This is a genomic window from Nocardia sp. NPDC050717, assembly GCF_040654275.1.
Classification (GTDB): Bacteria; Actinomycetota; Actinomycetes; order Mycobacteriales; family Mycobacteriaceae; genus Nocardia.
The window spans coordinates 47,517-73,981 of record NZ_JBFAHR010000016.1 but is presented as its reverse complement, the minus strand read 5'-3'; the positions used below and the strand labels follow the sequence as shown (position 1 = coordinate 73,981).

Annotated in this window: 24 protein-coding genes; 10 read left to right on the top strand and 14 right to left on the bottom strand. The window is 71.5% G+C overall.

What is annotated here, in order from left to right; genetic code table 11:
- Nucleotides 1–11: 11 nt before the first annotated feature.
- Genes AB0H56_RS26650 through AB0H56_RS26640 form a run of 3 tightly spaced genes read right to left on the bottom strand, consistent with a single transcriptional unit; the run spans nucleotide 12 to nucleotide 3,571 of the window.
- Nucleotides 12–653, bottom strand: a complete 642-nt coding sequence (locus AB0H56_RS26650; protein WP_357168178.1) for a bifunctional 4-hydroxy-2-oxoglutarate aldolase/2-dehydro-3-deoxy-phosphogluconate aldolase — start codon at nucleotides 651–653, stop codon at nucleotides 12–14.
- Nucleotides 650–2,263 (bottom strand): D-aminoacylase, encoded by a 1,614-nt coding sequence (locus tag AB0H56_RS26645; RefSeq protein WP_357168176.1) that lies wholly within the window; start codon nucleotides 2,261–2,263, stop codon nucleotides 650–652. The genes AB0H56_RS26650 and AB0H56_RS26645 overlap by 4 nt, the downstream gene beginning before the upstream one ends.
- Nucleotides 2,264–2,272: 9 nt before the next feature.
- Nucleotides 2,273–3,571, bottom strand: a complete 1,299-nt coding sequence (locus AB0H56_RS26640; RefSeq protein ID WP_357168174.1) for an amino acid deaminase — start codon at nucleotides 3,569–3,571, stop codon at nucleotides 2,273–2,275.
- 105 nt (nucleotides 3,572–3,676) lie between these two features.
- On the opposite strand from AB0H56_RS26640, the gene AB0H56_RS26635 reads away from it, so the two are divergent.
- The 4 genes from AB0H56_RS26635 to AB0H56_RS26620 all read left to right on the top strand — a co-directional run bounded on the left by AB0H56_RS26635 (nucleotide 3,677) and on the right by AB0H56_RS26620 (nucleotide 6,169).
- Nucleotides 3,677–4,720, top strand: a complete 1,044-nt coding sequence (locus AB0H56_RS26635) for a sugar kinase (RefSeq protein WP_357168172.1) — start codon at nucleotides 3,677–3,679, stop codon at nucleotides 4,718–4,720.
- Nucleotides 4,717–5,487, top strand: a complete 771-nt coding sequence (locus AB0H56_RS26630) for an IclR family transcriptional regulator (RefSeq protein WP_357168170.1) — start codon at nucleotides 4,717–4,719, stop codon at nucleotides 5,485–5,487. The genes AB0H56_RS26635 and AB0H56_RS26630 overlap by 4 nt, the downstream gene beginning before the upstream one ends.
- Nucleotides 5,488–5,492: 5 nt before the next feature.
- Nucleotides 5,493–5,900, top strand: a complete 408-nt coding sequence (locus AB0H56_RS26625; protein ID WP_357168168.1) for a RidA family protein — start codon at nucleotides 5,493–5,495, stop codon at nucleotides 5,898–5,900.
- 101 nt (nucleotides 5,901–6,001) lie between these two features.
- Nucleotides 6,002–6,169 carry a hypothetical protein gene (locus tag AB0H56_RS26620; RefSeq protein WP_167456415.1) on the top strand — a complete coding sequence of 56 codons (168 nt, stop codon included), beginning with the start codon at nucleotides 6,002–6,004 and terminating at the stop codon, nucleotides 6,167–6,169.
- Here the strand turns inward: AB0H56_RS26620 and ppc are convergent, their stop codons facing one another.
- Together ppc and AB0H56_RS26610 are read right to left on the bottom strand one after the other, a co-directional pair.
- On the bottom strand, nucleotides 6,170–8,941 hold the full coding sequence (gene ppc / locus AB0H56_RS26615) for a phosphoenolpyruvate carboxylase (protein WP_357168166.1): 2,772 nt from the start codon (nucleotides 8,939–8,941) through the stop codon (nucleotides 6,170–6,172).
- A 59-nt stretch (nucleotides 8,942–9,000) separates the two neighbouring features.
- Nucleotides 9,001–9,558 (bottom strand): sugar O-acetyltransferase, encoded by a 558-nt coding sequence (locus tag AB0H56_RS26610; protein WP_357168164.1) that lies wholly within the window; start codon nucleotides 9,556–9,558, stop codon nucleotides 9,001–9,003.
- 67 nt (nucleotides 9,559–9,625) lie between these two features.
- Here AB0H56_RS26610 and AB0H56_RS26605 point away from each other — a divergent pair, with 67 nt between their 5' ends.
- From AB0H56_RS26605 to AB0H56_RS26585, 5 genes are all read left to right on the top strand, one after another.
- Entirely contained in the window at nucleotides 9,626–10,264 is a 639-nt protein-coding gene (locus AB0H56_RS26605; RefSeq protein ID WP_357168163.1) for a TetR/AcrR family transcriptional regulator, read from the top strand.
- A 181-nt stretch (nucleotides 10,265–10,445) separates the two neighbouring features.
- Nucleotides 10,446–11,729 carry a lipase family protein gene (locus AB0H56_RS26600; protein WP_357168305.1) on the top strand — a complete coding sequence of 428 codons (1,284 nt, stop codon included), beginning with the start codon at nucleotides 10,446–10,448 and terminating at the stop codon, nucleotides 11,727–11,729.
- Nucleotides 11,730–11,823: 94 nt separating this feature from the next.
- Nucleotides 11,824–12,402 (top strand): hypothetical protein, encoded by a 579-nt coding sequence (locus AB0H56_RS26595; protein WP_357168161.1) that lies wholly within the window; start codon nucleotides 11,824–11,826, stop codon nucleotides 12,400–12,402.
- 89 nt (nucleotides 12,403–12,491) lie between these two features.
- Nucleotides 12,492–13,118, top strand: a complete 627-nt coding sequence (locus tag AB0H56_RS26590; RefSeq protein ID WP_357168159.1) for a hypothetical protein — start codon at nucleotides 12,492–12,494, stop codon at nucleotides 13,116–13,118.
- Nucleotides 13,115–14,650: a hypothetical protein gene (locus AB0H56_RS26585; RefSeq protein WP_357168157.1), complete on the top strand. Its 1,536-nt coding sequence runs from the start codon at nucleotides 13,115–13,117 to the stop codon at nucleotides 14,648–14,650. The genes AB0H56_RS26590 and AB0H56_RS26585 overlap by 4 nt, the downstream gene beginning before the upstream one ends.
- An 11-nt stretch (nucleotides 14,651–14,661) precedes the next feature.
- Here AB0H56_RS26585 and AB0H56_RS26580 read toward each other — a convergent pair whose 3' ends face one another.
- From AB0H56_RS26580 to AB0H56_RS26545, 8 genes are all read right to left on the bottom strand, one after another.
- Entirely contained in the window at nucleotides 14,662–15,228 is a 567-nt protein-coding gene (locus AB0H56_RS26580) for an ATP/GTP-binding protein (protein WP_357168303.1), read from the bottom strand.
- A 22-nt stretch (nucleotides 15,229–15,250) separates the two neighbouring features.
- Nucleotides 15,251–15,688, bottom strand: coding sequence for a DUF742 domain-containing protein (locus AB0H56_RS26575; RefSeq protein ID WP_357168155.1), 438 nt, complete (start codon nucleotides 15,686–15,688; stop codon nucleotides 15,251–15,253).
- Nucleotides 15,685–16,113 (bottom strand): roadblock/LC7 domain-containing protein, encoded by a 429-nt coding sequence (locus tag AB0H56_RS26570; RefSeq protein ID WP_357168153.1) that lies wholly within the window; start codon nucleotides 16,111–16,113, stop codon nucleotides 15,685–15,687. The genes AB0H56_RS26575 and AB0H56_RS26570 overlap by 4 nt, the downstream gene beginning before the upstream one ends.
- Entirely contained in the window at nucleotides 16,110–18,953 is a 2,844-nt protein-coding gene (locus AB0H56_RS26565; RefSeq protein ID WP_357168151.1) for a nitrate- and nitrite sensing domain-containing protein, read from the bottom strand. The genes AB0H56_RS26570 and AB0H56_RS26565 overlap by 4 nt, the downstream gene beginning before the upstream one ends.
- Before the next feature lie 186 nt (nucleotides 18,954–19,139).
- On the bottom strand, nucleotides 19,140–20,162 hold the full coding sequence (locus AB0H56_RS26560; RefSeq protein ID WP_357168149.1) for a hypothetical protein: 1,023 nt from the start codon (nucleotides 20,160–20,162) through the stop codon (nucleotides 19,140–19,142).
- A gap of 46 nt (nucleotides 20,163–20,208) precedes the next feature.
- The gene (locus AB0H56_RS26555; RefSeq protein WP_357168147.1) at nucleotides 20,209–20,715 is read right to left on the bottom strand and encodes a hypothetical protein; all 507 of its coding nucleotides are present in this window, start codon (nucleotides 20,713–20,715) and stop codon (nucleotides 20,209–20,211) included.
- A 23-nt stretch (nucleotides 20,716–20,738) separates the two neighbouring features.
- The gene (locus AB0H56_RS26550; RefSeq protein WP_357168145.1) at nucleotides 20,739–21,506 is read right to left on the bottom strand and encodes an alpha/beta hydrolase; all 768 of its coding nucleotides are present in this window, start codon (nucleotides 21,504–21,506) and stop codon (nucleotides 20,739–20,741) included.
- Nucleotides 21,503–22,897: a TerD family protein gene (locus tag AB0H56_RS26545; RefSeq protein WP_357168301.1), complete on the bottom strand. Its 1,395-nt coding sequence runs from the start codon at nucleotides 22,895–22,897 to the stop codon at nucleotides 21,503–21,505. The genes AB0H56_RS26550 and AB0H56_RS26545 overlap by 4 nt, the downstream gene beginning before the upstream one ends.
- 108 nt (nucleotides 22,898–23,005) lie before the next feature.
- Between AB0H56_RS26545 and AB0H56_RS26540 the strand changes: the two genes are divergently transcribed.
- Nucleotides 23,006–23,893 (top strand): ribonuclease Z, encoded by an 888-nt coding sequence (locus tag AB0H56_RS26540; RefSeq protein WP_357168143.1) that lies wholly within the window; start codon nucleotides 23,006–23,008, stop codon nucleotides 23,891–23,893.
- A 61-nt stretch (nucleotides 23,894–23,954) separates the two neighbouring features.
- Here the strand turns inward: AB0H56_RS26540 and pheT are convergent, their stop codons facing one another.
- Nucleotides 23,955–26,456: a phenylalanine--tRNA ligase subunit beta gene (gene pheT, locus AB0H56_RS26535; protein ID WP_357168141.1), complete on the bottom strand. Its 2,502-nt coding sequence runs from the start codon at nucleotides 26,454–26,456 to the stop codon at nucleotides 23,955–23,957.
- Nucleotides 26,457–26,465 lie beyond the last annotated feature (9 nt).

Genomic DNA, 26,465 nt, shown 5'->3' with positions numbered 1-26,465 from the left:
GGGAGTACCTCTCAATCAAGCGAATGGACGAAGCGTTCGGCGTTGGCGCCGATCCGGGACCACCGCGAACTCGCGACGTCGGCGGGGGCCACCACGTCGGTGCCCGCGGAGACGGCGATCGCGCCCGCCCGCAGGAAGTCGCGGGCGTTCTTGGCGTTGACGCCGCCGGAGGGGATCAGGTCGACGTGTGGGAAGGGGCCGCGCAGATCCTTCAGATAGGCGGGACCGAAGGCGCGGGCCGGGAAGATCTTCACCACCGCGGCGCCCAGCTCCACCGCCGTCAGCACCTCCGACGGGGTGAAGGCGCCCATGACGACCGGGATACCGTGCGCGACAGCCACTTCGGCGACCTCGGGCCGCAGCGCCGGAGTCACCAGGAAGCGGGCGCCCACCTCGATCGCGGCCTCGGCCTGCGCGCGGGTGGTCACCGTGCCCACCCCGACGACGGCTTCGCGGACGGTGGACGCCGTGCGCACCGCCTCGAGCACGCCGAGCGTGGTGAAGGTGAGTTCGACAGCGCGGATGCCCGCCCCGGCGAGGGTGCGGGCGAGTCCGGCGGGATCGGGGATCTCGGGCGCGCGGACCACGGTGAGGGCCCGGTCGGCCCTGATCACCTCGATGGCCTCGGACGACGAGCTGAGCAGCGGATTCATCGGGTCTCCTCTCGCGTGGCGTCCATCCGCAGGGCGCGGCCGGCGCGCACGCCGGTCGCGGTGCCGTCGGCCAGCGCGAACGCGCCGTTGACCAGCACGTGCTGGATGCCACGCGCCTGTTGGCGTGGGTCTTCGAAGGTCGCCGTGTCGTGGATCGTCGCCGGATCGAACACGACGAGGTCGGCGGCGTAGCCGGGACGGATCAGGCCGCGGTCGGCCAGCCGCAGCCGCGCGGCGGGACGGCCGGTGAGGTGGTGCACGCAGTCCTCCAGCTCGAGGACGCCGAGCTCGCGGACATAGCGCGACAGGTAGCGCGGGAAGGTGCCCCAGGCACGCGGATGCGGCCGCGCACCGACCAGCAGCCCGTCGCTGCCGCCCATGTGGCCGGGGTCGACCATGATGGCGCGCACGTTCTCCTCGTGGCCGACGTGCTGCAGGATCGTCGTCGCGAGCTGGTCGCGGCGCAGCAGGTCGAAGAACACCGCCACCGGTTCGCGGTCCTGCGCGGCCGCGATCTCGGCGACGGTGCGCCCGACGTAGCCCGACAGCTCGTCCCGCGCGACCCCGCTGATCTGGATGGTCTCCCATTCGACGGTGACGCCGTGGCAGCCGTCGGACCCGTTGACGTTCACGTCCGCGACGATCCTGGCGCGCTCGGCCGGGTCGTCGAGCCGGGCCAGCGCCGCGTCGGGTCCGCCCGACATCGCCCAGCTCGGCAGCAGGGCCGACAGGGTCGTCGAGCCGGGCAGATACGGGTAGGTGTCGAGCGTGATGTCGGCGCCCTCGGCCCGCGCCGCGGCGACCAGGGCGAGGAATTCCGGTGCGCGCCCGCGGTTCACGCCGAAGTTCATGGTGGCGTGGGTCAGGTGCAGGGCACAGCCGGTCGACTTCGCCAGGCCGATCATCTCCGCGTAGGCCTCGAGCGCGCCTGCGCCGTAGGAGCGGGTGTGCGGGGCGTAGAAGCCGCCGTAGGTGGCGACCACCGAACACAGCGCGGCGAGCTCACCGGTGTCGGCGTACATGCCCGGCGTGTAGGTGAGCCCGCTCGACATGCCGACCGCACCCTCGTCGAGGCCCTGGGCCAGCACCGCGCACATCCGGTCGATCTCGGCGGTGGTGGCCTGCCGCTGTTCGCTGCCGACGACGAGCAGCCGCAGCGTGCCCTGCGGGACGAGGTAGGCGGCATTCGGGGTGATGCCCTGGTCGAGCCGGTCCAGGTACTCACCGACGGTGCGCCAGGAGAAGTCGAGATCGGTGGGGTTGCCGTTCCAGCCCGCGATCTGTTTGCGCACCACCGCGAGCGCGGCCTCGTCGATCGGCGCGTAGGACAGGCCGTCCTGGCCGATCACCTCGGTGGTCACGCCCTGGGTGATCTTGGGCGTGTGCTCGGGGTGCGTGAGCAGGTGCAGGTCCGAGTGCGCGTGCATGTCGATGAATCCGGGCGCGAGGACCGAACCGGGCCTGGTCGCCACGACAGTGGCGTCGGCGGTGATCGCGCCGGGGGCGGCGATCTCGGCGATCCGGCCGTCGCGCACGAGCACGTCGCCACGGCGGCGCGGGGCGCCGGTGCCGTCGACGATGTCGATGTCGCGAAAGAGCTTGTCCGTCATGGTCATCCGTCAGAAGTAGGTGCGGATCAGGTCGACCACGCGGGGGCCGGCGGCCGCGGCGCTGTCGATCACCGGGATGCGGCGCCACTTGTCGAAGGCGGTGCACGGGTGCGACAGGCCGAGCCGGACGATGCTGCCGACCGGCAGCGCTGCGGCGTCCGCGCCGGGCAGCCGCAGGAAGGTGTGCTGGTCGTTGAGCGCGGTCACCTCGGCGCCCGCGGGGAGCGCACCGCCGACCACCAGCTGGGGCACCGGCAGTCCCTCGTCGAACGGGAAGTCGCGCTTGCCACCGTCGAGCAGGGCGAGCTCGGGTTCGGGGCGCGAGACCACGCGGGCCCAGCCGTGCATGGCGGCGCGCAGACCGGGCCGCACTGCCGGGGCGGCCAGCGGCGAGATGCCCGCGTAGAAGCCGTCGTCGTGGATGAAGTAGGCGCCGCTGCGCAGCACGACCGTGGTGGTGTCGTCGGCGAGCCGGGCGAGTTCGCCGACCACGAGTTCGGGATAGGCGCTGCCGCCCGCGGTGACCACCGCGGGGCCCCGGTACGCGCCGGCCGCAGCGAGTTCGGTGTGCAGGGCGGCGAGTTCGCCGAGGTAGCCGCGCACGGCCGCGATCCCGGCCACGCTGCGATCGTGGGCCAGCGCGCCTTCGTAGCCGGCGACTCCGGCGAGGTCGAGGCGGTCGCTCGCCGCGATGGCGGCCGCGACCTCGTGCGCCTGCGCGCGGGTGCGCGCGCCGGTGCGTCCGTGCGCGCCGCCGAGTTCGACGAGCACCCGCACGGGCGGGGCGGCGGGCGCGTCGCGCAGGATCTTGTCCATCAGCTCGACGGTGGCCACGCTGTCGGCCCAGCAGAAGAACTCGAACCCGGCATCGCGCGCGGATTCCGCGGCGACCCAGGACAATCCGGCGGGATCGACCAGCGCGTTGGCCAGCATGATCCGGCCGACGCCGAAGGACCGCGCGAGCTGTGCCTGCCAGCCGGTGGCGAGGGTGATCGCCCACGCGCCCGCGGTGAGCTGTTCGCGCCACAGCTGCGGCGCCATCGTCGTCTTGCCGTGCGGAGCCAGCGCGACGCCCGCCGCGGCCGTCCACTCCGCCATCAGCGCGAGATTGGCGTCGAGCCGCTCCCGGTCGAGGGTGAGCAGCGGGGTCTGCCACTGCGCGAGTTCCGGTGCGCCGGTGAGGTACTCGCGCACGGTGCGGCCCCAAGCCGCGGGCGGCGCGCTCTTGTCCCCCGGCCCGAGCGACTCGTCGGCCAGCGCGTCCACGACGGCGTTGTCGATAGTCACAGCTTCCCTTCCGTGGTTCATGTCGAGCATGCATTGCGTAATTTGCAACGCTGGTTGCATCAAATGTTTCTGCTCGTTATTGTGCATCTCGAGGGCAGTGATGGCAAGCACGAAAGGGCGGAAAAGGTGACACAGGCAACAGCGACGGCGCCGCGGGCGGTCACCGTCGGCGAGGGGCTCGCCGTGCTGGTCGCCCGTTCCGGCCCCCTGGAACAGTCCGCGGTGTTCGACCGCGGGGCCGGCGGGGCCGAGGCGAACGTGGCCATGGTGCTCGCCCAGCTCGGGGTCTCGGCCGCGTGGCTCTCGCGCGTCGGCGACGACGGCTTCGGCCGGTACCTGGTGGCCCAGCTCGCCGCCGACGGCGTCGACGTCGGCGCCGTCACCGTCGATCCGGAGCGCCCGACCGGGCTCTACGTCAAGGAGCGCGGCAGCGGCTCGGGCGCACCCCACGACCTGCCCGCCCACACCAGCCGCATGCACTACTACCGGGCCGGGTCGGCGGGCAGCGCGCTCTCCCCCGCCGATCTGGCGCCGCGGATCGCGGCCGGGCTGCTCGATCGCGCCGATCTGGTGCACTTCACCGGGATCACCCCGGCACTGTCGGCCTCGGCGAACGAACTCACCCGCACCCTGATCGCCCTGCCCCGGCGCGGTCGCCTCGTCAGCTTCGATCTCAATTACCGTCCGGCACTGTGGGGTTCGCGCCTCACCGCGGCCGCCGACGAACTCGCCGCCCATGTCCGCGGCGCGGACGTGGCCCTGCTCGGCGCCGACGAGGCGGCCGAGATCTTCGGCACCGGCGACCCCGCCGCGCTGCGGGCGCTGTTCCCCGAACCGGCCCAGCTGATCATCAAGAACGACAAGCACACCGTGCTTGCCTTCGACGGTGACACCGCCGTCGAGGTCCCCGCGCTGGGGCTCGAGATCACCGAGCGGATCGGCGCGGGCGACGCGTTCGCCGGCGGCTATCTCGCCGCCCTGCTGCACGGCGCCGACCCGCGCACCCGGCTGCGCTACGGCCACCTCTGCGCCGCCGCCGCGCTCACCGCCACCGGCGATGCCGCGAAACTTCCTCCGGCGCAGGAGATCCGGCGGCTCGCCGCCCTGACCGACCGGGAATGGGCCGGGCTGCGCTACCCCGACGCACTGGATGGGACCATCGGGCCATGAGTCAAAGCGTGTCGCGCGCCCTGTCCATTCTCATCGCCCTCGGCGAGGATTCGCAGTCCCTCGACGAACTGGCGGCGCGATTGGGCGTGCACAAATCGACGGTGCTGCGACTGCTCCAGACCATGCAGGCCGACCGGTTCGTCGTCCGCGACGCCGCGCACCGGTATTCGCTGGGCACCCGGATGTTCGAACTGGCCAGTCGCGCACTGGAGAATCGCGATGTCCGCACCGTCGCCCGCCCGCATCTGAGCGCGCTCGGCGCCGCCACCGGGCAGACGGTGCACCTGGCCGCCTACGAATCCGGCGACGCGGTCTACATCGACAAGGTCGATGCCGAGCAGTCGGTGCGGATGTATTCCCGGATCGGCCGCCCCGCGCCGTTGCACTGCACCGCGGTCGGCAAGGTCCTCGTCGCCGCGTTGCCGCGCGCGGAATGGCCCGCGGTGGCCGCGCGCCTGGACTATCACCCGTTCACGACCAAGACCCTGCGCACGCCGGAGCAGTACCTGGCGGAGCTGGACCGCGTCGCGGCGCAGGGATTCGCCGAGGACCACGAGGAACACGAGAGCTTCGTCAACTGCGTCGGCGTGCCCGTGCGCGACGGCATCGGGGCCGTGGTGGCCGCCGTGTCGGTCTCGGTGCCCGACGTGCTGCTCGACCACGATCAGGTGCTGGCGCTGCTGCCCCAGGTGCGGGCGACCGCCGACGCCATCTCCACCGAACTCGGCTGGACGCCCCGCCGAGACCCCACCCCGAGGAAAGGCTGAACCCCATGTCCGACAAGATCGCCGTGCGCACCGCCGACGCCCCCGCGCCCGCCCACACCTTCTCCCAGGGCGTGCGCAAGGGTCCGTTCGTGCAGGTCTCGGGCCAGGGCCCGGTCGACCCGAAGACCAACGAGTACCTGTATCCCGGCGATGTCGCCGCCCAGACGACCCGCACGCTGGAGAACGTGCGCGCGATCGTCGAGGCGTCCGGCGCCACCTTCGACGACGTGGTGATGCTGCGGGTCTACCTCACCCGAAGGGAGGACTTCGCGATCATGAACGAGGCGTATGGTGAATTCGTCACCGCGCACACCACGAACGGCGTCCTGCCGTCGCGCACCACGGTCTTCACGGGCCTGCCCCGCGAGGAGATGCTGGTGGAGATCGACGCGATCGCGGTCGTCACGGACTGAGCCATTCCGCGATGTCGAGGACAACGGCCGCCGACCCGTGTTGTGATGGGGCGGCCCTCACCCCGGGGGCCGTTCGACCCGTTCTACCCGAGGATCAGCCTATGTTCGCCAAGACCGCCCGGCCGCTCGCCGTCGCCGCCCTCGCCCTGTCCGTCACCGCCGTCGGCGCCGGTACCGCCTCGGCCGCCACGGCAGCACCCGTCGTCGGCTCGGTGTCCATCTGCACCGGGATCCCGGTGGGCCCGATCACGATCAGCGTCTGCCTCTAGCTAACCCGAGTTGCGCAGCGCGGTGGCCAGGCCGTTCATGGTGAGCAGGATGCCCCGCTTCACCAGTTCGGAATCGTCACCGCCGCGCAGCCTGCGCAGCAGGTCCACCTGGAGCTGATTGAGCGGTTCCAGGTACGGGAACCTGTTGTGGATCGATTCCGCCAGCGACGGATTGTCGCTGAGCAGTTCCGCGTGGCCGGTGACCGCCTCGTACATGCGGACGGTGCGGGCGTGTTCGTCGCGGATCATGCCGAAGATCTGGGCGCGCAGCGCCTCGTCGGTGACCAGGTCCGCGTAGCGGGCGGCGATGTCGAGGTCGCTCTTGGCCATCACCTGCGCGAGATTCGACAGCACCGTGCGGAAGAACGGCCAGCGCCGGTACAGGTCGGTCAGCCGGGCCAGGCGGCCCGCGTCCCCGCCCACCCACTCCTCGAGCGCCGTCCCGGTGCCGTACCAGCCGGGCAGCATGACCCGCGCCTGGCTCCAGGCCATCACCCACGGGATCGCGCGCAGATCCGCGACCGAGTTGGTGGGTTTGCGCGAGGCGGGACGGCTGCCGATGTTCAGGTCGCCGACCTCGGCGACCGGTGTGGACTGCCGGAAGTATTCGACGAAGCCGGGCGTCTCGTGCACCAGGCGCGCATAGGCGGCGCGAGCGCGGGCGGCCAGCTCGTCGAGCAGCGCGTAGGCCGGTTCGGCGTCCTCGCCGAGGCCCTCCACATCCAGCAGGGTCGATTCCAGGGTGCCCGCGATCAGCGACTCCAGATTGCGGTGCGCCGCACCCTGTTCGGAGTACTTCGCGGCGATCACCTCGCCCTGTTCGGTGAGCCGCAGCGAGCCGCGCACGGCGCCGGCGGGCTGGGCCAGGATGGCGTCGTAACTGCGACCGCCGCCGCGGCCGACGGTGCCGCCGCGCCCGTGGAACAGCCGCAACCGGATTCCCGACTTGCGCGCCACCTCGACCAGATCGAGTTCCGCCCGGTACAGCGCCCAGTTCGCGGCGAGGTAGCCGCCGTCCTTGTTGGAGTCGGAGTAGCCGAGCATCACCTCCTGGCGCATGCCCGCCGCCGCGACCAGCTCGCGGTACACCGGCACCTCGAGCACCGCGGCCAGGGTGTCGGCGCCCGCGCTGAGGTCCTCGATCGTCTCGAACAACGGCACGATGCCGACGGGGCTGCGCGGGCCGTCGGCGAGCGAACCGGGGTCGAGGATGCCCGCCTCCTTCAGCAGCAGCGCGGCCTCGAGCATGTCGCTGACCGAGGTGCACATGCTGATGATGTAGTTCGGGACCGCGGCGGCGCCGAAGGTGTCGATCACCTGTTTGGCGGCGCGCAGCACGCCCAGTTCCTTGGTGGCCAGCTCGCCGAGCCGCGCGTTCGGGCCCAGCAGCGGTCGGCGGGTGCGCAATTCGTTCGCCAGCAGCTCGACCCGCTCGGTCTCGGACAGGCTCGCGTAATCGGCGTGCGCGCCCGACCAGGCCAGCAGTTCGGCGACGACCTGCTCGTGCACCTCGGAGTTCTGCCGCAGGTCCAGGCCCTGCAGATGGAAACCGAAGGTCTCCACGGCGTGGCGCAGATCGGCCAGGCGGTCGTCGGCGAGCAGGGCGTCGCCGCTCGCGCGCAACGAGGCGTCGATCGCGTCCAGGTCGTCGAGGACGTCCTGCGGGGTGGCGTAGGGCGCGGCGTCGGTGGCGAGACCGTGTTCGGGCAGCTCGTCGAGGGCGCGGGCGGCGGTGGCGCTGAGCCGGGCCCGGATCGCGTGCAGCGCACGCCGATACGGTTCGTCGGCGAAGACCGCCGGATCCGCGTAGCCCGCCGCCGCCAGCGCGGCGACCTCGGGACTCACCCGCACCAGCCGCGCCGACTGCGACAGCGACTTCTCCAGCTCCACCAGCTCGTCCAGGTACCGGCCGAACGCGTAGGCGGCGGCCTGCTCGGCGGCGGTGTGCACGACCTCGGCGGTGACGAAGGGGTTGCCGTCGCGATCGCCGCCGATCCACGAACCGGGGCGCAGAATCGGCCGCGGCAGCAGTTCCACCTCGGGCCAGCGCGCCCGCAGCGCCGCGCGCACCTGGGCGTTGATCGCCGGGATGACGTCGTAGAGGGTCAGGTCGTAGTAGCGGAGGCCCACCGAGATCTCGTCCTGGATGCGCAAGCGCGCCAGCCGGATCAGCGCGGTCCGCCACAGGGTGAGCACCTCGCGGCGGATGCGCAGTTCGGTGTCGGCCAGGCCCGGATCGCCCGGTTCGAGCCTGCGCCGCAGCCGCATCAGCTCGGTGATCTTGGCCTGCACGTCGAAGACGGTGCGCCGGCGGGTCTCGGTGGGGTGCGCGGTGATCACCGGCGAGACCAGCGCGTCGGTGAGCTGTTCGGCCACCGTCGCGCCGTCGAGCGCGGCGGCGTCGAGCTTGGCGTAGGTGGCGGCCAGCGAGGAGTCCTGTGGCGGCTCCCCTGCGGCGACGTGCGCGGCACGGCGGCGGTCGCGCTGGATGTCCTCGGCCAGGTTGGCGAGCAGCACGAAGTAGCTGAAGGCGCGGATCAGCGGGATCGCGACCTCGGTGGGGGTGCCGTCGAGCATGTCGGCGACGGCGCTGCGCTCGACCTCCTCGCGGCGCACCCGGAACGCCTCGGTGCGTACCCGCTCGATCAGGTCGAAGACCTCGGGGCCCTCGTGGTCGCGGATGGTGTCTCCCAGGATGCCGCCGAGGAACCGGATGTCCTCCCGCAGCGGCCGGGTCGCTTCCTGCTCCTGCACCGTTCGCGATTCGCCCATGGAAGAACAGTATGGCCGCGCGCCGCCGAACGCGACCCGGCGACGCGCCCCGGTCGTGGCTACAGTTCCCGGATCACCCGCGCCGGGTTGCCCGCGGCGAACACCCGGTCGGGCAGGTCACGGGTGACCACGCTGCCCGCGCCAACCACCACGTCGTCGCCGATGGTGACTCCGGGGCACACGATGACGCCACCGCCGAACCAGACGTTGTTCCCGATCCGGATCGGCGCCGCGGATTCCCAACGCTGCCTGCGCTTCTCGTGATCGTCGAGCGGGTGCAACGCGGTGAGCAGCTGGCAGCGCGGCCCGATCGAGCAGTCGTCACCGATCACGATCGGCGCGCAGTCGAGCAGGATCGCGTCGTAGTTGAGGAAGCTGTTCGCGCCGATCTCGATGAGATAGCCGTAGTCGCACTGGAATCGCGGCATGATCCAGGACCCCTCCCCCAGCGCGCCCAGCAGCTCGCCGAGCACCTCGGTCCGCCGCGCGGTCTCCTCCGCCCCGGTCCGGTTGAACTCGTCACACAACCGCTGTGCCCGCGACCGCTCGGCCACCAGCTCCGGATCGCTGTCCCGGTACAACTCCCCCGCGAGCATCCGCCGCTTCTGTTCGCCCATGCGGCCAGGGTAGGCGGGGTGCCGGGCGCACGGCCCCGCCGTCGCGGTGGTCAGTAGGCTCGGGGGAGTGAAATCGGCGCGGACTCGACACAACTACAGCGGTACCTCGGTCGCCGAACGGCAGGTCGAGCGGCGGGCGCTGTTCATCGAGGCCGGGTTGACAGTGTTCGCGGACAAGTCCTACGCCAACAGTTCGCTGTCGGATGTGTGCGCGGCGGCGGGGTTGTCGCGGCGGCAGTTCTACGAGCAGTTCGCCGGGCGCGAGGAACTGCTGGTCGCGGTGTACGACACGGTGCAGGGCAACGCCAGGCAGGCCGTCGTCGCCGCGCTGGCGGCGGCCGGCACCACCGAGGTGAGCGAGCTCATCGACGCGGCGGTGCGGGCGTACACGACGGCGATCACCGACGACATCCGATGCGCCAAGGTCGCTTTCGTGGAGATCGTCGGCGTGGGCCCGGCCGTGGAGGAGCACCGGGCCAGGGTCAGGGACCAGTGGGGCGAGGTCGTCGCGGCCATCGCGAGCGGGCGCCCGGACACCCGCACCCCACCGGGCGGCTGGCGCGTGGCGATGGCGGCCTTCATCGGCGCGGTGAACGGCGCGGTCCACCAGTGGAGCCACGACGACCCGCGGCCACCCGTCGAGGAGCTGATCGAGGTCTTCACCACCCTGCTCAACGCGCTGACATCGGTCACTCCCCCGCGCTGATTGCGATCCACGCCACACCCGTGCCATAGTAGCCGTCATTGAGACGAAGGCGTCTCAATTGATGTGAGGACTGTGCACGATGAGATCTCCCCTGATTCCGCGCTGGTTCGCCCTGGCCACAGCCGTGCTCGCGGCGGCCACCGTGGTGGCGGCCGGCCCGGTCGCGGCCGAACCGACCGCGATGGCGCCCGCACCGGTGATTCCGCTGCCGCCCGAGCTCGACCCCGGCTTCTACCTGCCGCCCGCCGATGTCGTCGCGGCGACCGAACCCGGCGCGATCATCGCCGCCAGGCAGGTGCGGATCGCCGATTTCGGGCTGCTCCCGGTCGACGTCGACGCCTGGCAGGTGTCCTACCGCTCCAACAACAGCCGCGACGAGGCGATCCCCGCCGTCGCCACGCTGATCAAGCCGCGCGGCCAGGCGGTCTCCCCGCGCAAGCTGCTCTCGGTGCAGCTGGCCGAGGACTCGACCGCGAGTTACTGCGCACCGTCCTATGCGCTGCAACATCTTTCGGTCGCCCCGGTGGCGGGGCAGATCGTGGTGCCCGCCGAATTCCTGTTCGCGCAGGCGGCCTTGGCGCAGGGCTGGGCCGTGGTCGTGCCCGACCATCAGGGCCCGAACTCGGCCTACGCGGCCGGACCGCTGGCCGGGCGGATCACCCTGGACGGCATTCGGGCCGCGACCGGATTCGCACCGCTCGAGGTCGGGCCGGGCGGCCCGGTGGGACTCTACGGGTACTCCGGCGGATCGATCGCGACCGGCCACGCCGCCGAACTGCACGCGAGCTACGCGCCCGAACTGAACATCGTCGGCGCCGCCGAGGGCGGTGTCGGTGCCGATCTGGGCGCGGCGCTCAGCATGGCGAACAATCAGCTCACCTCCGGCCTGGTCTTCGCCGCCGTCCTCGGGCTCACCCGCGAATACCCCGATTTCGCCGCCTACCTCGATCAGCGGCTCGACCCGCTGGGCAAGGGGCTGACGGCGATCAAGTCGCCGCTGTGCGTGCAGTACCAGTCCGCGCTGCTGCCGTTCCTCAATCTCACCGGCATGATCGGCTCCGACGGCAATCCGCTCGACGATCCGCCGGTCGCGGCCATGCTCGACGACACCCGCATGGGCAAGTCCGTGCCCGACATGCCGCTGTTCGTCTGGCATTCCGCGTGGGACGAGATCCTTCCCCTGGCCGCCACCGACACCCTCGTCGACACCTACTGCCGCGATCCGGACACCTCGCTCACCTACACCCGCGACCACGCCAGTGAGCACATCGTCGCCGAGGTCGTGGGCGGCCCCGCGGCCCTGCTGTGGCTGCGCGACCGCCTCGACGGCGTCCCCGCCCCGCGGGGCTGCACCACCTCCGACGCGGGCACCATGGCCGCCACCCCGGGCGCCCTCGCCTTCCTCGGCGACACCCTCGCCGCCAAGTTCGCCACCCTGTTCGGCGTCCCTCTGGGCAGCCGCTGACGCACCCTGTCGGGCCGTCGGACGGCCCCGATAGGGTGATCAGGTGAATCATCCAGGGGGACCAGCACATCCGCACGCGCCGAGGCCGTACCCGATGGGCGGGCAACCGCCACATCCGGGTTCGGCCCCACGGCAGCCGCACTACCAGGGACCCGTTCCGGGGTATCCGCCGCAGTACCAGGCACCGAGCCGGCCGGGCTATCTGCCCCGACCGCCGAAGCGCAACAAGGGACTGATCATCGCGGCGGTGATCGGCGCCGGACTACTCGGAGCCTCGGCATTCGGCGCCGTGGTGTACCGCGGCGTCACCGACCCGCACGGCCGCAGCGAGATGGACGACCTCAGGGCGGGCCGATGCGTCGACAAGCCGTCCTCCGCGGGCACCGTGTACTCGCTGCCGACACGATCCTGCGACAAGCCGCACGACGGCGAGGTCGTCTACGTCGGCCACCTCACGGAATGGAAGAACGAGACCGCCGCCCGCGACGCGGGCAAGACCCTCTGTGTCACGTACGCGACCCCGATCATCGAGGCGAGCACGGCGAACGCGGTCGTCGAGCTGATGTCCTACGCCCCGGCCGACAAGGCCTCCTACCGCAAATCCACCACCGTCCAGTGCGTCGCCTGGGCCACCGGCGGCACGAAGTTGACCCAGTCGCTCACCGGGAAGTGAGACCCCCGAAGCCAGCGATACACATTGACGTTCAGTGGTGATCTGTTACATACTCGCGCGATTCGGTGAGATGAGCAGGAGGCCACCCGGTGACCGACAACGCGCGCGCCGCGCTGGAGATACTTCGCGACGCGAGTCAGTTCAAGTGGTACGTCGTTCCGCTGCTCCTGCTCGTCATCTACGTCTACGCGGTCGAGGTGGAGCGGCGGAACTGGAATGTGTTCTTCGCCGGGCTGGCGCTGTGGGGCATGGACTGGTTCAACGAGATCTGGAACGCGCTGGTCTTCCATGTCACCGAGCGGGCGCCGGTGTGGGCGGCCACCGGGCCCACGGCGTATCAGATCCTGATCGGGCTGAACATCGAGATCTGCTTCATGTTCGCGATCATGGGCATCGCGGCGGCGAAGATGTTGCCGCCCAAGCAGACCCGGATCTTCGGGGTACCGAACCGGCCGGTGCTGATCGCGGTGAACTCGGCGGCGGCGGTGGGCGTCGAGGTATTGCTGAACAAGGCGGGCGTGCTCACCTGGGACTGGTCGTGGTGGCAGCCGGGGTTCCCGTTCCTGATCTGGCTCATCGGGTACGTCCCGTTCTTCGCGGCCTGCTTCCTGGTGCACGACCTGCCGACCGTACGCGGCAAGGCACTGGCCGTCGGCGCGATCTTCGGCATCGACGCCGTCGCCCTCGTCGCTTTCGGCGCGGCGGGGTGGCTGTGAGGCGCGGGTCCGCCGTCCGGCGTGGTGCGCTGATCGTGGCCGCCGGGCTGGTGTTCGCCGGAATGTCGGGTCCCGGTGTCGCCGTCGCGGATCCGGGATGCCTGCCGGTCGGGACGGTCGGCACACCCGAAGTGACCGTCGACGAGTCCACCACCGGGCTCGCGGCGTTCGCTCCGGCGACGGTCGACCTGCCCGAGCAGGTGCACTTGCGCACCACCACCGAGTCGTTCAACCGGCGATGGACCTTCGCCACCCGTGACGGTCGGGTCTACGTGAAAGAGGCCGCGGCCGTGGGTGGCTGGCGCGAGGTGGCCCTGCCGAGCTGTCTCGCGGGCACCATCGCGGGAGTTTCGGCCGACGACGACGAAGTGATGATGATCGACCGCGACGGCCGTTTCCTCACGATGGACCACGCGCTCAGCGCGCCGAAGGACTGGAACTGGAGCAGCCGGTACGGCACCCCGCTGTGGACCGGCCCCGGCAACACCCTCCCGCCCGGCACACTGACCTGGTCGTGGTCGGTCCTCTCGCCCAACGAGGATCACGTCTGGACCGACACCGCGGGCAATGAGCATCCCGTCGGCGGGGCGAAGGTCTCGCACGTCTTCGCGCTCACCCACGGCGGGCAGCGGATCCAGTACGTCGATCCGTGGCTGCCGGTGGACCACAGCTACGAGATGGGCACTCCGTTCGGCGGGCGATTCCGGGCCGTCGCCCTGTCGACGAGCGCGTCGACCTCGCTCATCGTCAATCGCTACGGCGACTTCTACACGCGCCTCTACGATTTCGACATCTCCGGCGCGGACAAGGTCTTCTTCCGCTACTCCTACGCCGATCAGCGTGGGCTGCCCGAGGCCCCGGACATGCTGTCCGAACGGGTCGACAGCCGCTACGCCGCGATCCAGCTGCCCGCCCCGGACTGGGTCGCGCAGCCCAAGGTGCCCGGCGAGATCACCGACCGGCTCTCCATCCACCGGACCGCGCCCGGCTCGGACGCCAGGGAACTGCGCGTGGAGGGCCGCGCGGGCGGCCGCACCGGCTACTGGCGCAAGATGCTCACCGACCCGGCGTGGTCGTTCGTCGCCACCGATCAGCCGCTGACCGGTGCGCCACTGGAGAATTCGCCGGTCGATCGCTCCGCGGACACCCTCGGCCCGGTCGCGCCGTACGACTACCGTGGCGCGTCGGACCACGGCTGGACGGCCCGGATCCGGTCCTTCGACCTCGCCGTGTCCCCCACCCCGCTGCGCATCGACTTCGCCGACGGCAGCGGGCTCGATCTCGTGCTGCACACCGTCGACGGACTGCGTCAGATCCCCCAGCGGCCCGGCATCACCGCCCAGCCGCGCGCGTTCGACGGCACCGTCGAGGTACCGCCACAAACCCTCGCCGAGCTGGACTCCCAGCCCGCCGCCGTCCGCGACTTCGTGCGGAACGCCCTGGGCGGCAACCGGTTCACCGACACGGCGGTCACCGTCACCGAGGCGGACTTCCAGCTCGCGCACTGGGGGCTGACACTGCGCCGGGACTGACGCAGGACCGCTCAGCTCACCTCACGGTGACGGGGCCTGGCTCGGTGCAGGAGGACCTGTTCGAGCAGGGCCACCAGGGTGTCGCGGACGGAGTCGCGGGCGCGGGCGTCGCAGTCCAGGATCGGGATCCAGTCGTCGAGGCCGAGGGCTTCGCGGACCTCGGCCAGGTCGAAGTGGGTGGCGCCGTCGAAGCGGTTGACCACCACCACGAACGGGGTGTCGTGGTCCTCGAAGTAGTCCAGGACCGGATAGCAGTCCTCGACGCGGTCGGTGTCGACGATGACGACGGCGCCGAGCGCGCCGTCGACCAGGTCGTCCCACAGGAACACGAAGCGGTCCTGGCCCGGCGTGCCGAACAGGTAGAGCACCAGCTCGGAGTCCAGGGTGATGCGCCCGAAGTCCAGCGCCACCGTGGTCGCCGTCTTGTCGGCGCGGTGGCCCGCGTCGTCGACGCCGAGCGACATCTCGGTCATCGACGCCTCGGTGACCAAGGGTTCGATCTCGGAGATCGCGCCGATGAAGGTGGTCTTCCCGACGCCGAAGCCGCCGCTGACGACGACCTTCACCGACGACGGCATGGCCGGCGTGGGCGGACGAAATTCAGAGTGCCCGAACAAGATCCCTGATCCTCTCGATGGTGGCGGTCGACAGATCCGGCGCGTCGCGCACGATCACCCGGCCCGCTGCGGCCAGGTCACTGACGATCACCTTCGCGATGCCGACCGGAATCCGCAGGGCGGCACCGATTTCGGCGATGGAGTGCGGTCGCTGACACAGGCGCACCACGGTGTGCTCCTCGAAGCGCAACGGTGCCGACAGCGCCGACGGCGGCGCCTGCACCAGGGTTTCCAGCCGCAGGCCGTCCAGCACGGGGACGGTGCGGCCCGCGGTGACCACGAACGGGCGCACGAAACGGTCGTCCGTCTCGGGGTCGGCGGAACGCGCCGGGATCGGCGGGGCCTGGTCACGCCAGCCGATGGTCGCGCGGACCGGGATCATGCGCGGATCGGGCACCCGGGGGCGTTCGGGATCTCTCATCTGCGCAACGACTCCCGCAGTTCGCCGATGAGCATCGGGTCGAGCAACGCGCCTGCCCGCTCGGCCAGGACCGCCATCTCGTAGCCGACCAGGCCGACATCACAGCCGCCGTCGGCGATGACACCGAGGCAGCTGCCGTCGCCCAGGGCCGAGACCAGCAGGAAACCGCGGCGCATCTCGATCATGATCAGTTTCAGGCCGTCGAATTCGTAACTGCGCGAAGCACTCCGGGCCAGGCTGGCCAGTCCCGACACCATCGCGGCCAGCCGGTCGGCGCCCGCGCGATCGAGCCCGTCGGACATGGCGATGAGCAGCCCGTCGGAGGATACGGCGACGGTGTCGCGCGCCCCGTCGGTCTCGCGGACGAAGTTGCCGAGCAGCCAGTTGAAGGTGTGCGGGTCGGCGGTCGGAAGGTGGGTGGTCATCGAAGCTCCTCGGTTCGGGGCCGGTGCTCGCCACGGGCCTCGCCCGCGCGGTCGTGGCCGGTACGGAACGCGGTCAACATGCCGCGGGTCTGGTCGGGGGTGCGTTCCACGGCGGGCGGGCGGTGCGGATCGGACACGGCACCCCGCTGCGGGGCTTCCGGCGCCTTGGCGCGTTTGCCCCGCTTCACCAGCCCGTTGCGGGTGCGCTCGACGATGGGCGCCGCGCGCGGGCCCACGTGCCGGACGATGCCGTCCCCCGGATCGGCCGACTCTCGCACCTTCGGCTCCCGGCGGGAATGCGCCGCGCCATTGACGAACTGCGCATACGGCGAGTCGTCCTGTGCGGCGGCGGAAGCCGGGCCGGAGCGCAGCGTCCGTGCGCCGGTAGCCGTCGGCCCGGGGCCGGCGAGACCGTTCGCATCAGAAGGCGTCGCTGCCCCGTTCGTACGAGACGGCGGGGCCGAATCCGCCCGCCGCGAAGCCACCGCGCCCGGCGCGCCGACGCCGGGCATGCGCGAGGTGTCCGCCCCGGTTCCACCGTCGGAGGTCCGAGCCGACGGTGGATGGGCCTGTGCGCGGGATCGTTGATCAACGCCGGATCGACCCGCGGGTGCGGCGCCCAGATCCCCTGGAACGCGGCGCACTGCCGCTGCTTGCGCACCACCGCCGGTGATGTCGAGGGAAAGCCCCGTCACCGCTGTCGCCCCGGCGGCACCGGCGCTCCCGGCGGCACCACCGCTCTCCGCACTGGCATCTCCGGTCACAACGCTCGCCGCGATCGCCGGAGCGTATCGATCATCAGCGGCGGCTCCGGGAAGATCGTCCCGCGCCGCGGCGGGCAGCGCAGGTCGCTCGATGGACTCGCTCACCCCGGCAGGCGCTGTCGCCCCCGCCTCGAGGGCACCCGGGTCGTCGCCGGATCGCGCTGGGCGCGAGGCGTTCTCGTCGGCGATCAGGCTCGGTGGCAGCAGCATCCGGGCGACGATGCCGCTGACCGGGGACGTGGTGAGTTCCACGTCGATGCCGAGGCGCCCGGCCAGGCGGCCGACGACGTAGTGCCCGAGGTAGCGGGTCGAGGCGACGATGAAGTCCTGCTCGCCGCGCAGCCGCGCGTTGGCCTCGGCGAGCTGCTCGGCGCCCATGCCGACCCCGTGGTCGACGACGGCGAGCAGGTACCCGCCCGCGACCTTGCGGCCGTAGATCTCCACCTCCAGGTCGGGCGGGGAGAACGCGAGCCCGTTCTCGATGAGTTCGGCCAGCGCGTGGGCGAGCTCGCTCACCACCGCGCCTGCGACCGCGATCTCGTCGACACGGCGCAGCGCCACCCGCCGGTAGTCGTCGACCTCCGAGAGCCCGGCCCGGATCACATCGGTGAGCGCGATCGGCTCGGCCCAGCGCCGCGGACTCGCCTCGCCGACGAGCACGAGCAGGCTCTCGGCATTGCGGCGCATGCGGGTGGCGAGATGGTCGAGCTCGAACAGATTCGACAGCGCCTTCGGATCCATCTCCTCGCGCTCGAACTCGCTGATCAGGCCGAGCTGCCTGCGGACCAGGTTCTGGTTGCGGCGGGCCAGGTTGGCCAGCGACTCGGTGGTGTTGCGCCGCACCAGCGCCTGCTCGGAGGCCAGATCGAAGGCGGTGGTCTGCACCCGGTCCAGGGCGCGGGCGACCGCGTCGATCTCGACGCCCGCGCCGGGCGGGGTGCGCACGGGCGCCGGGGCGGGCGGGGCGGTGTCGGCGTCGCGCCAGGCGGCGATCGCCGTGGGCAGGCGGCGGGAGGCGACGTCGTCGGCTTCGCCTGCCAGCCCGGCCAGCGGGCGCACGATCGCCCGGACACTGGCGATCACCAGGACCACCTCGGCGGCGACGGCGAGCAGCGCGGCCAGGGCGTAGGCGGCGAGCGTGAGCAGAGCGGTGCGGCGCAGTTCGTCGGCGCGGGCGCGGATGTCGGCGCCGATGGCCTGCTGCACGGTGCGCTGCTCGTCGATCACCTCGGTCATCTGCGACCACCAGGTCGCCGGGTCGACCGGGTGGGTGAGCGGCCCGGCCATCGAGGCGATCGCGATGTTCTCCGCCCTGGCCGCCAGCGCGGCGCTCGCGCCGGTGCGCACCGCGTCGACGCGGTCGCGCTGCGCGGCGGTGGCGTCCCGGTCGAACTGGGCGAACGCGGCGGCGCGGGCGGCCCGGATGTCGAGGAACTGCAGATACTCCCCCTCGGCGAACGCGCCCGCCGCGAACACCCCGTTGAGGAACCCGCGTTCGCGTGCGGTGAACTCCTTGGCGTCGCCCAGCGCGTAGAGCGCCTGCAGGCCGTGCCGGATCGCGGGGTCGCGGGCCTGGTCGAGGCCGAGCGCCGCCCGGTTCACCGCGTCGATGCCGTCGGAATAGAACTGGAACGCCGCCTGCCGCGTGATCGTGCGGGTGTCGATCCGGGCGCGCAGCCCCGGCAACCCCGCGAGCTGACTCAGCGCCGCGCCCAGCGCGGTGGCGCCCGGCGGTCTCGTCGCGACGGCGTCGGCCAGAATCCGCAGCGCCGCATCGGTGCCGGCGCGCTGATCGAGCACCGGCTGCGCGAGCCGATCGTCGCCGCCGAGCAGGCCGTTGCTCAGGCCGCGTTCCCGCTGCGCCTGGTGCACCAGATCCTGGGCCAGCAGCGCCAAGGCCACCGCGTCGACGGTCTCGCCGCTGCGCCGATACGCCGTCACCTGGGTGGCCATCGTGAGCCCGAGCAGCACGAGCACCAGCACCAGCGACACCGCCAGGATCCGGCCCAGCTGGCCGGCGATGGTGCGCGGCCGGATCAGCCCGCCCGCGGCCCACCGTCGGGAAAGAGAACGCACCCACCTGCTCCTCGGAAGACACCGCGGGTGGTCATCCAGCGGCTCGGCGACAGTCAGGTGTCAACTTGCCCGCGCCCACCGCGGCGGTCAATCCGGGGCGGGCCCGGTGCGGGTTTCGTGCACTGATCTCAACACGCCGGAAACGAACGGCGCCTTCTGTATCCGAAACCTCACAGCGGCCGCGCGTCACTCCCCGCCGAGAATCCCCAGCACCTGCTCGGAGTAGAAGAACGGTTCGAGGCGCTCGCGGATCAGCCCGGCGAGCACGCCGTTGCGCTTGGCCGACTCGATGACCGCGGGACCGTAGCGCAGGATCTCGGTGCTGATGTCCTCGGCGCTCAGCCCCAGTTCGGGCAGCATGGCGGTGAGCGTGTGGCCGCGGTAGCGCTCGTAGAACACCTCGACGCATTCGCGCACGAGCATGCCGAAGTATTCCTTCTCCCTGGTCGTCACCGCGATCTCGTAGCAGATCTGGACCAGCTCGTTGAGGTCCTTCTGGGTGAGGTACTCGCGCAACCCGGCCACGGGCTCGTCGGCGTGCAGGTCCCAGAACTCCATGGCGGCCGAGTGCACCGGCGCGTCGCGCAGCATGTCGCGGATGGCGTTGTTGGTGCGCTTGAGCGCGAACAGCGCGCCCTTGCCCGCCAGGTCACCGACGAAGGTGCTGTCGGCGACCTTCTTGGCGCGGTTGGCGGCGGACTGGCCCAGCGACATCAGCGACGACACCCCCGGGATCTTCTCGGCGCGTTCACGATTGGCCTGCATGAAGTCGCCGATCAGCTTGTCGACGAAGCGGGCGGCGACGGTGGCCACGAGCGGGCTCTCGGTGAGCCGGTCCAGGATCCGCTCCTGGGCCTGGTGCATGCCGAAGATCTTCTCCAGCAGCGCTTCCACAGGCTCGCGGTCGACGACGTCACCGAGGGTGTACTCGGTGTTGGCGGCGATGTGGTCGTAGATGGCGTCGGCGAAGACACCGACGGTGTCGGCGATGACGGGGCTGCCGCCGATGCGGTCGAACACCGTCGCCACGGTCTGCTCGCCCTGTTCCAGGCTGACGACGTCACCGAAGACGATGGTCTCGCCCACGCTCAGCACGGCAGCCACGTCGCGGGCGATCACCTCGGCGAACCGGTCGCCGGTCACCTCGGCGAGCAGGAAGTCCACCTGCGCGTCGAGCAGTCGGTCGGCGATCTGGCGCGCCTGTGTCATCTGGGTCCACCCATCACGGTCGTTGCTCGGACGGGAGGCCGGACGGCTACGTCTCGTCGGCGCCGGAATCGTTGCCCTGCATCGATTTCCGGATCTGTGCCAGACGCTCGCGCGCGGCCTTCTCCCGCGCCTCCCACTGTTCGTCGGCACTGCGCCCCGCCGGGGTCTGCCGGTCGAGCTCACCCATGCCCTGCGCGGTGCCGAAACGCTGCTCGACCTTATCGCGAACCGCGTCGAATGTCGGCACTCCGGACGCCGAATAGCCGCCGGTCGCGGTGGGTGCGGCGGTCCCCGGCGCGCCATGCGGTACCGGCGGTACCGGGAACGTGCCTCCGACCTGCTCCGATGCGACGGGCACCACATCGGCGTCGATGACGTCCGTGTCGAGAGTCACAGGCGGCCCGGTCTCGGCATGACCCGCCTCGACCTGGGCGAGCGCGGCCGCGACCGCGCCGAGTCCCGGCCTGCCCGCGACGGCGGCACGCAGCACCGACACCAGTTCGGCGTCCGGCAGGGCGGCCAGCTGACCGAGGATCCCGCTCACATCACTCATACCGCCAGGCTACGCACGCGGCGTCAGCGCAGGAACCCGTCGCTCCACGCGACGATGCGCCGCGGCCAGTCGGGACCGAGCGCGTCGATCACGTCGTTGTGGCCCGCGCCCGGAACCACGACCAGTTCCTTCGGCTCGCGCGCCGCCGCGAACAGCCGCTCGGCGTGGCGCAGCGGGAGCAGTTCGTCCCGGTCGCCGTGGAACATCAGCACCGGCACCCGCAGGGCGGCGATCCGGCGCAGGCTCGGATAGGCGTTCGGGATCAGCGGCGGCGGCAGGAACGGGTAGACCGAGCGGGCGGCCGCCCGCATGCTGCTGAACGTCGACATCAGCAGCATGCCCGCGGGCGGGTGCTCGGTGGCGAGCTCGAGCAGGACGCCACCGCCGAGCGACTTGCCGAGATAGATCACCCTGGCCGGATCGACCCCGGGCTGATCGAGCAGCGCGGCGCGAGCGGCCCTGGCGTCGAGGTAGGTGCCCCGCTCCTCGGGCATACCGGTGCTGTGCCCGAAGCCCCGGTAGTCGAAGGCGAGCACGTCGAACCCCGCCGCCACGAGCAGGGCGATGATCGGGACGCGGTCGCCGATGGTGCCCGCGTTGCCGTGCGCGTAGAGAATGTGCCCGCGCGGCCGCTCGGCGCGCACGAACCAGCCGTGCACGTCGACATCGTCGGCGGTGCGCATGGTGAGCTCGCGGTGGTCGAGACCGAACGCCGCGGGCGTCTGCGCGACGTGCTTGTCCGGGTGATAGACCAGCGCGTTGAGCACCCTTGTGGCGGGGTGCCGCATCATTTACCCCGTCCCGCCTGGAACCCGAAGTCCCACCCGTACAGCCGCGCGATCTCCATGACACCGCCGCCCGGCTGCCCGGCGGGCGGGCGCACGAAGGCGCCCTCGCGCCGGACCACCAGCTCACCGTCGACGTTCTCGAGCACCGCGAGAACGGCGTCGCGGGAGTTGTCGGTGCAGCCGTCGAGGATCATCTCGATCGGCGCCGAGTTCACCGGATGCAGGGTGACGGTGGCGTGCACGCCGCGGAAGTCGCTCGCGCCGTCGTAGATCGAGGCGAACACCAGGATGCGGCGGAAGAACCGGGTGTAGTCGAGGTTGATCGACAGGTTCTCGCCGGTGACGCTGGCGCCGGTGCGGTCGTCCTGGTCGAGGTGGATGAACGGCGGCTCGTACAGCGCGCCGAAGCGCCGGTCCAGGGCGCGGACCGACCCGATCGCGCCGTTGACCAATTCGAAGAAGCAGCACAGGTCGAGGTCGATGTTCTTGCCGCGCAGCTTGCCGAACAGGCGGCCGGTCGCGGCCATGGAGGTCCAGTTGAGATTCACCCGCATGACACCGCCCGTCGCACCGTGCTTGGTGAGCGAGACCGAGGGCGACTCCTTGGTGAGCGAGACCTTGGCCAGGTTCACCGGGGGCGTCGGCGGCGGGGTCGGCGAGGCGAACTGCTGCGGCGGTGGTGGCGGCGCGAACTGCTGCTGCGGTGGTGGTGGTGGTGGTGGCGATACGAACGGTGGCGGGGTCGGCGGCACGAACTGCGGTGGCGGTGCGTAGGGCTGCGGCGGCGCAGGCGGTGGCGTGGTGGCCTGGTGCGGCTGCGGCGGGGGAACGTACGGCGGGGGCGTCGGCGGTGTGAACGGCGCGGGCGGAGCCGCGGGCGCGTCGTCGACGGAGATGCCGAAATCTGTTGCCAATCCGGCCAATCCGGTGTCGTATCCCTGGCCGACCGCGCGGAACTTCCACGCGCCCTGGCGCCGGTACAGCTCACCGAGCACGAACGCGGTCTCGGTGGTGGCGCCGGTGCTGTCGAAGCGCGCGATCTCCGCGCCGGTGGCCGCGTCGAGCAACCGGATGTAGAGGCCACGGAACTGCCCGAAGGTGCCGCCGTCGGCGGAGGCGGCGAGCACGATGGTCTCGATCTGCGGTTCCACCTGCGCCAGGTGTACCGACAGCACGTCGATGACGGTGGGGCCCTGGTGTTTTCCCTCGTGCCGCACCGTGCCGGAGGGATGCACCGCCTGGTTGTAGAAGACGAAGTCGTCATCGGACCGCACCTTCGCACCCGCGAGGAGCAGGGCCGAGGCATCGGCATCGGGCACGCCGGCGCCGGACTGCCAGCCCACTTCGACGCGAACCGCGGCGGCGGGCACCGCGAGATTGGCGCCTTTCATCATCGACACACCAGCCAACCTAGCCGCGACCCCGGCGCCACGCCCAACCCGTCGCCACGCAGACCGCCGCATGGACCTGACAGCGTCGCCACGACCGACGAGGATGGGGTCATGTCGACGCGGGAACTCATCGTGCTCGGTACGGCGGGGGCGGTACCGACCCGCCGCCGCAACCACAACGGCTACCTGCTGCGCTGGGGCGGCCAGGCGATCCTGTTCGACCCGGGCGAGGGCACCCAGCGCCAGATGGCGCACGCCGGGGCGTCGGCGACCGAACTGCACTGGCTGTGCGTCACGCACTTCCACGGCGACCATTCGCTCGGCGTGCCCGGCATCGTGCAACGGCTCGGTCGCGACGGTGTCCCGCACGACGTGCACGCCGTGTTCCCCGCCGAGGGCGCCGAGTACTGGACGCGGCTGCGGTACGCGACCAGCTACTACGGCTCGGCCACCATCGTCGAACACCCGGTCGCCGGGTCCGGCGCGACCCTGCCGGGCGACGGCTTCACCGTCACGGCACTGCCGCTGGAGCACAGCATCCCCACCTACGGCTACCGCGTCGCCGAACCCGACGGCCGCACCTTCCTGCCCGAGCGCCTGCGCGCGCACGGCATCTCCGGCGCGGCCGTCCGCGAACTGTCGGGGACGCTGCTCGAGGAATGCACGGTGCCGCGCCCTGGCCAGAAGGTGGCGTTCGTGATGGACACCCGCCTGTGCGACAACGTCTTCGCCCTCGCCGACGGCGTCGACATGCTCATCATCGAATCCACCTACCTCGACTCCGAACTCGACCAGGCGATGGAACGCGGCCACCTGACGGCCAGGCAGGCCGGCGACGTGGCGCGCGCCTGCGGGGTGAAAACCCTGGTCCTGACACACTTCTCCGAGCGCTACGGCGAATCCGACGACCCGCTGTTCCTCGAACAGGCCGGATTCCCCGGCGCGGTGCTCGCCCACGACCTCGACCGGATCCCCCTGCCCGCCCGCCGGGCGAGCTGATCCGACGCGACGAGGCCCGCCCGAAGATCGGGCGGGCCTCGAAAACCGGTGTCGGACCGGGCTATCCGCGCAGTTCCGCGCCGACGGCCGCGGAGGCCGAAGCCACCGCCGCGTCACGCGCGGCACTGGCCTCGTCCTCGGTGAGGGTCCGGTCGGGTGCCCGGAAACGCAGCGCGTACGTGAGCGACTTGCGTCCCTCACCGGCCTGGGCGCCCTCGTAGACATCGAACAGGGCGATGTCCTCGAGCAGCTCGCCACCGCCGCTGCGCAGCGCGGACTCGACGCTCGCGGCGGGCACCGCCTTCTCGACACTGATCGACACGTCCTGCAGCACGGCGGGGAACGCCGACACGATGGGCGCGGGACGGGCCGCGACGAGCGGCAACGCGTCGAGATCGAGCTCGAGCGCGCAGGTGCGCGGCGGCAGGCCCGCCCGCTCCAGCACGGCCGGATGCAGCTCGCCCGCGTGGCCGACCACGACACCGTCGACGACCAGCTCCGCGCAACGTCCCGGATGCCACGGCAGGTAGGCGGCCGCCCGGCGCTCGATGGTGACACCGGCCGCCGCGGCGACCTCGTCCACCAGCGCGAACGCGTCGGCGGCCTCGGCCTGGCGGCCAGGACCCCACGGACCACGCGGGTCCCGCTTGCCGCTGAGCACCGCGGCCACGTGCACCGGCTGCGCGGGCAGCGAGGCGTTCAACTCGGCGATCTGCTCGTCGGTGGGCCGCCGGTCCACCGGCAGCGCCTCGACGGCGTGGGTCCGCGCATCGGGCTGGACGACCTGCGCGATGCCGTAGATCGTGAGGTCGCGGGCGCCGCGAGAGATGTTGCGGGCGGCCACTTCCAGCAGACCGGGCAGCAGCGTGGTGGCCAGCTCGGGGCGTTCGGCGTCGAGCGGGTTGAGCACGCGGGTGGTGGTGCGGCGCGGATCGTCGGCGTCCAGGCCCCACACGTCGAACACCCCGGCGGGCAGGAACACCGGCGCGGGCACCTCGACGCCACCGGCGAAGGCCAGCGCGCGGCTCACGGCGCGGCGCCGCCGCTGCGACGCGGTCAGTCCACGACCGGCGGGCGCGGACGGCAGCACCGACGGGATCTGCTCGAGTCCCTCGAGGCGCAGCACCTCTTCGACCAGGTCGGCGGGCTGGGCCAGGTCGGGCCGCCAGCTCGGCGGAGTCACCAGCAGCTGGGTCCGGCCCGCGTCGTTGACCTCGATCTCCACCGCGGCGCCGATCTGGGCGAGCCTGCGCACGGCGGTGCCCGCCGGGTAGGTGACGCCGGCGACGCGGTCGGGCAGGTCGATGTCCATCGCGATCGGCGCCACCGGCTCCAGCGGAACGCGCACGTCGGTGAGCGTGGATTCGATGGTGCCGCCGGTGATCTCGGCCAGCAGGGTGGCCGCGCGGTCGAGCGCGACGATGTTGATCTCCGGATCGACGACGCGCTCGTAGCGCTTGCCCGCCTCCGAGACCAGCTTGTGCCTGCGCGCGGTCCGGTACACCCGCAACGGATTCCAGGTCGCGGCCTCGAGCACCACGTCGGTGGTGTCGGCGCCCACCTCGGTGCTGGCCCCGCCCATCACGCCGGCGAGGGAGACGACACCGGAATCGTCGGCGATCACCACGTCCTCGGCGTCGAGCGTGCGCTCGGTGTCGTCGAGGGTGCGCAGGGTCTCGCCCTTGTGTGCCGAGCGAACGACCAAGCCGCCGTTGAGCTTCGCGGCGTCGAAGGCGTGCAGCGGCTGGCCCAGTTCGAGCATCACGTAGTTGGTGACGTCGACGGCCGGGGAGATCGGGCGCATGCCAGACAGCATCAGCCTGCGCTGCAGCCACAGCGGGCTCACCGCGTTCGGGTCGATCCCGGTGACGCGGCGCGCGCCGAAGCGGGTGCACTCCGAGTCGGCCTCCAGCCGCACCGGCCACGCCTCGGAGTCACCGTCGGGCAGGGTGCGCACGGCGGGGTCGGCGTATTCGAGGTCGAAGCCGCAGGCCAGTTCGCGGGCCAGGCCGCGCACCGAGAAGCAGTAGCCGCGGTCGGGGGTGATGTTGAGCTCGATGATGGTGTCGTCGGTGCCGAGCAGCACGTTCGCGTCGTCACCGGGCTCCGCCGAACCGGGCTCGAGCACCAGGATGCCGTCGTGATCCTTGCCGATGCCGAGTTCGGCGACCGAACAGATCATGCCGTTGGAGGTGTGCCCGTAGGTCTTGCGCGACGAGATCTTGAATCCGCCGGGCAGCACGCCGCCGGGGAGCACGACCACCACGAGGTCGCCGACCGCGAAATTGCGGGCGCCGCAGACGATCTCCTGCAGCTCGGGGTTGCCCACGTCGACCTTGCAGAAGCGGATCGGCTTCTTGAACTCGGTGAGCTCGGTGATCTCGGCGACGCGGCCGACGACCAGCGGCTTGTCGATGTCACCGCCGATCGGCTCGAGCTTGTCGACCTCCTCGACCTCCAGGCCGACGCGGACGAAACCGGCATCGAGCTCTTCGGCGGACACCGACCATTCCGGGGTGGTGCGCTGCAGGATCTCGGTCAGCCAGGACTGCGCTACTCGCACGTGACTTTT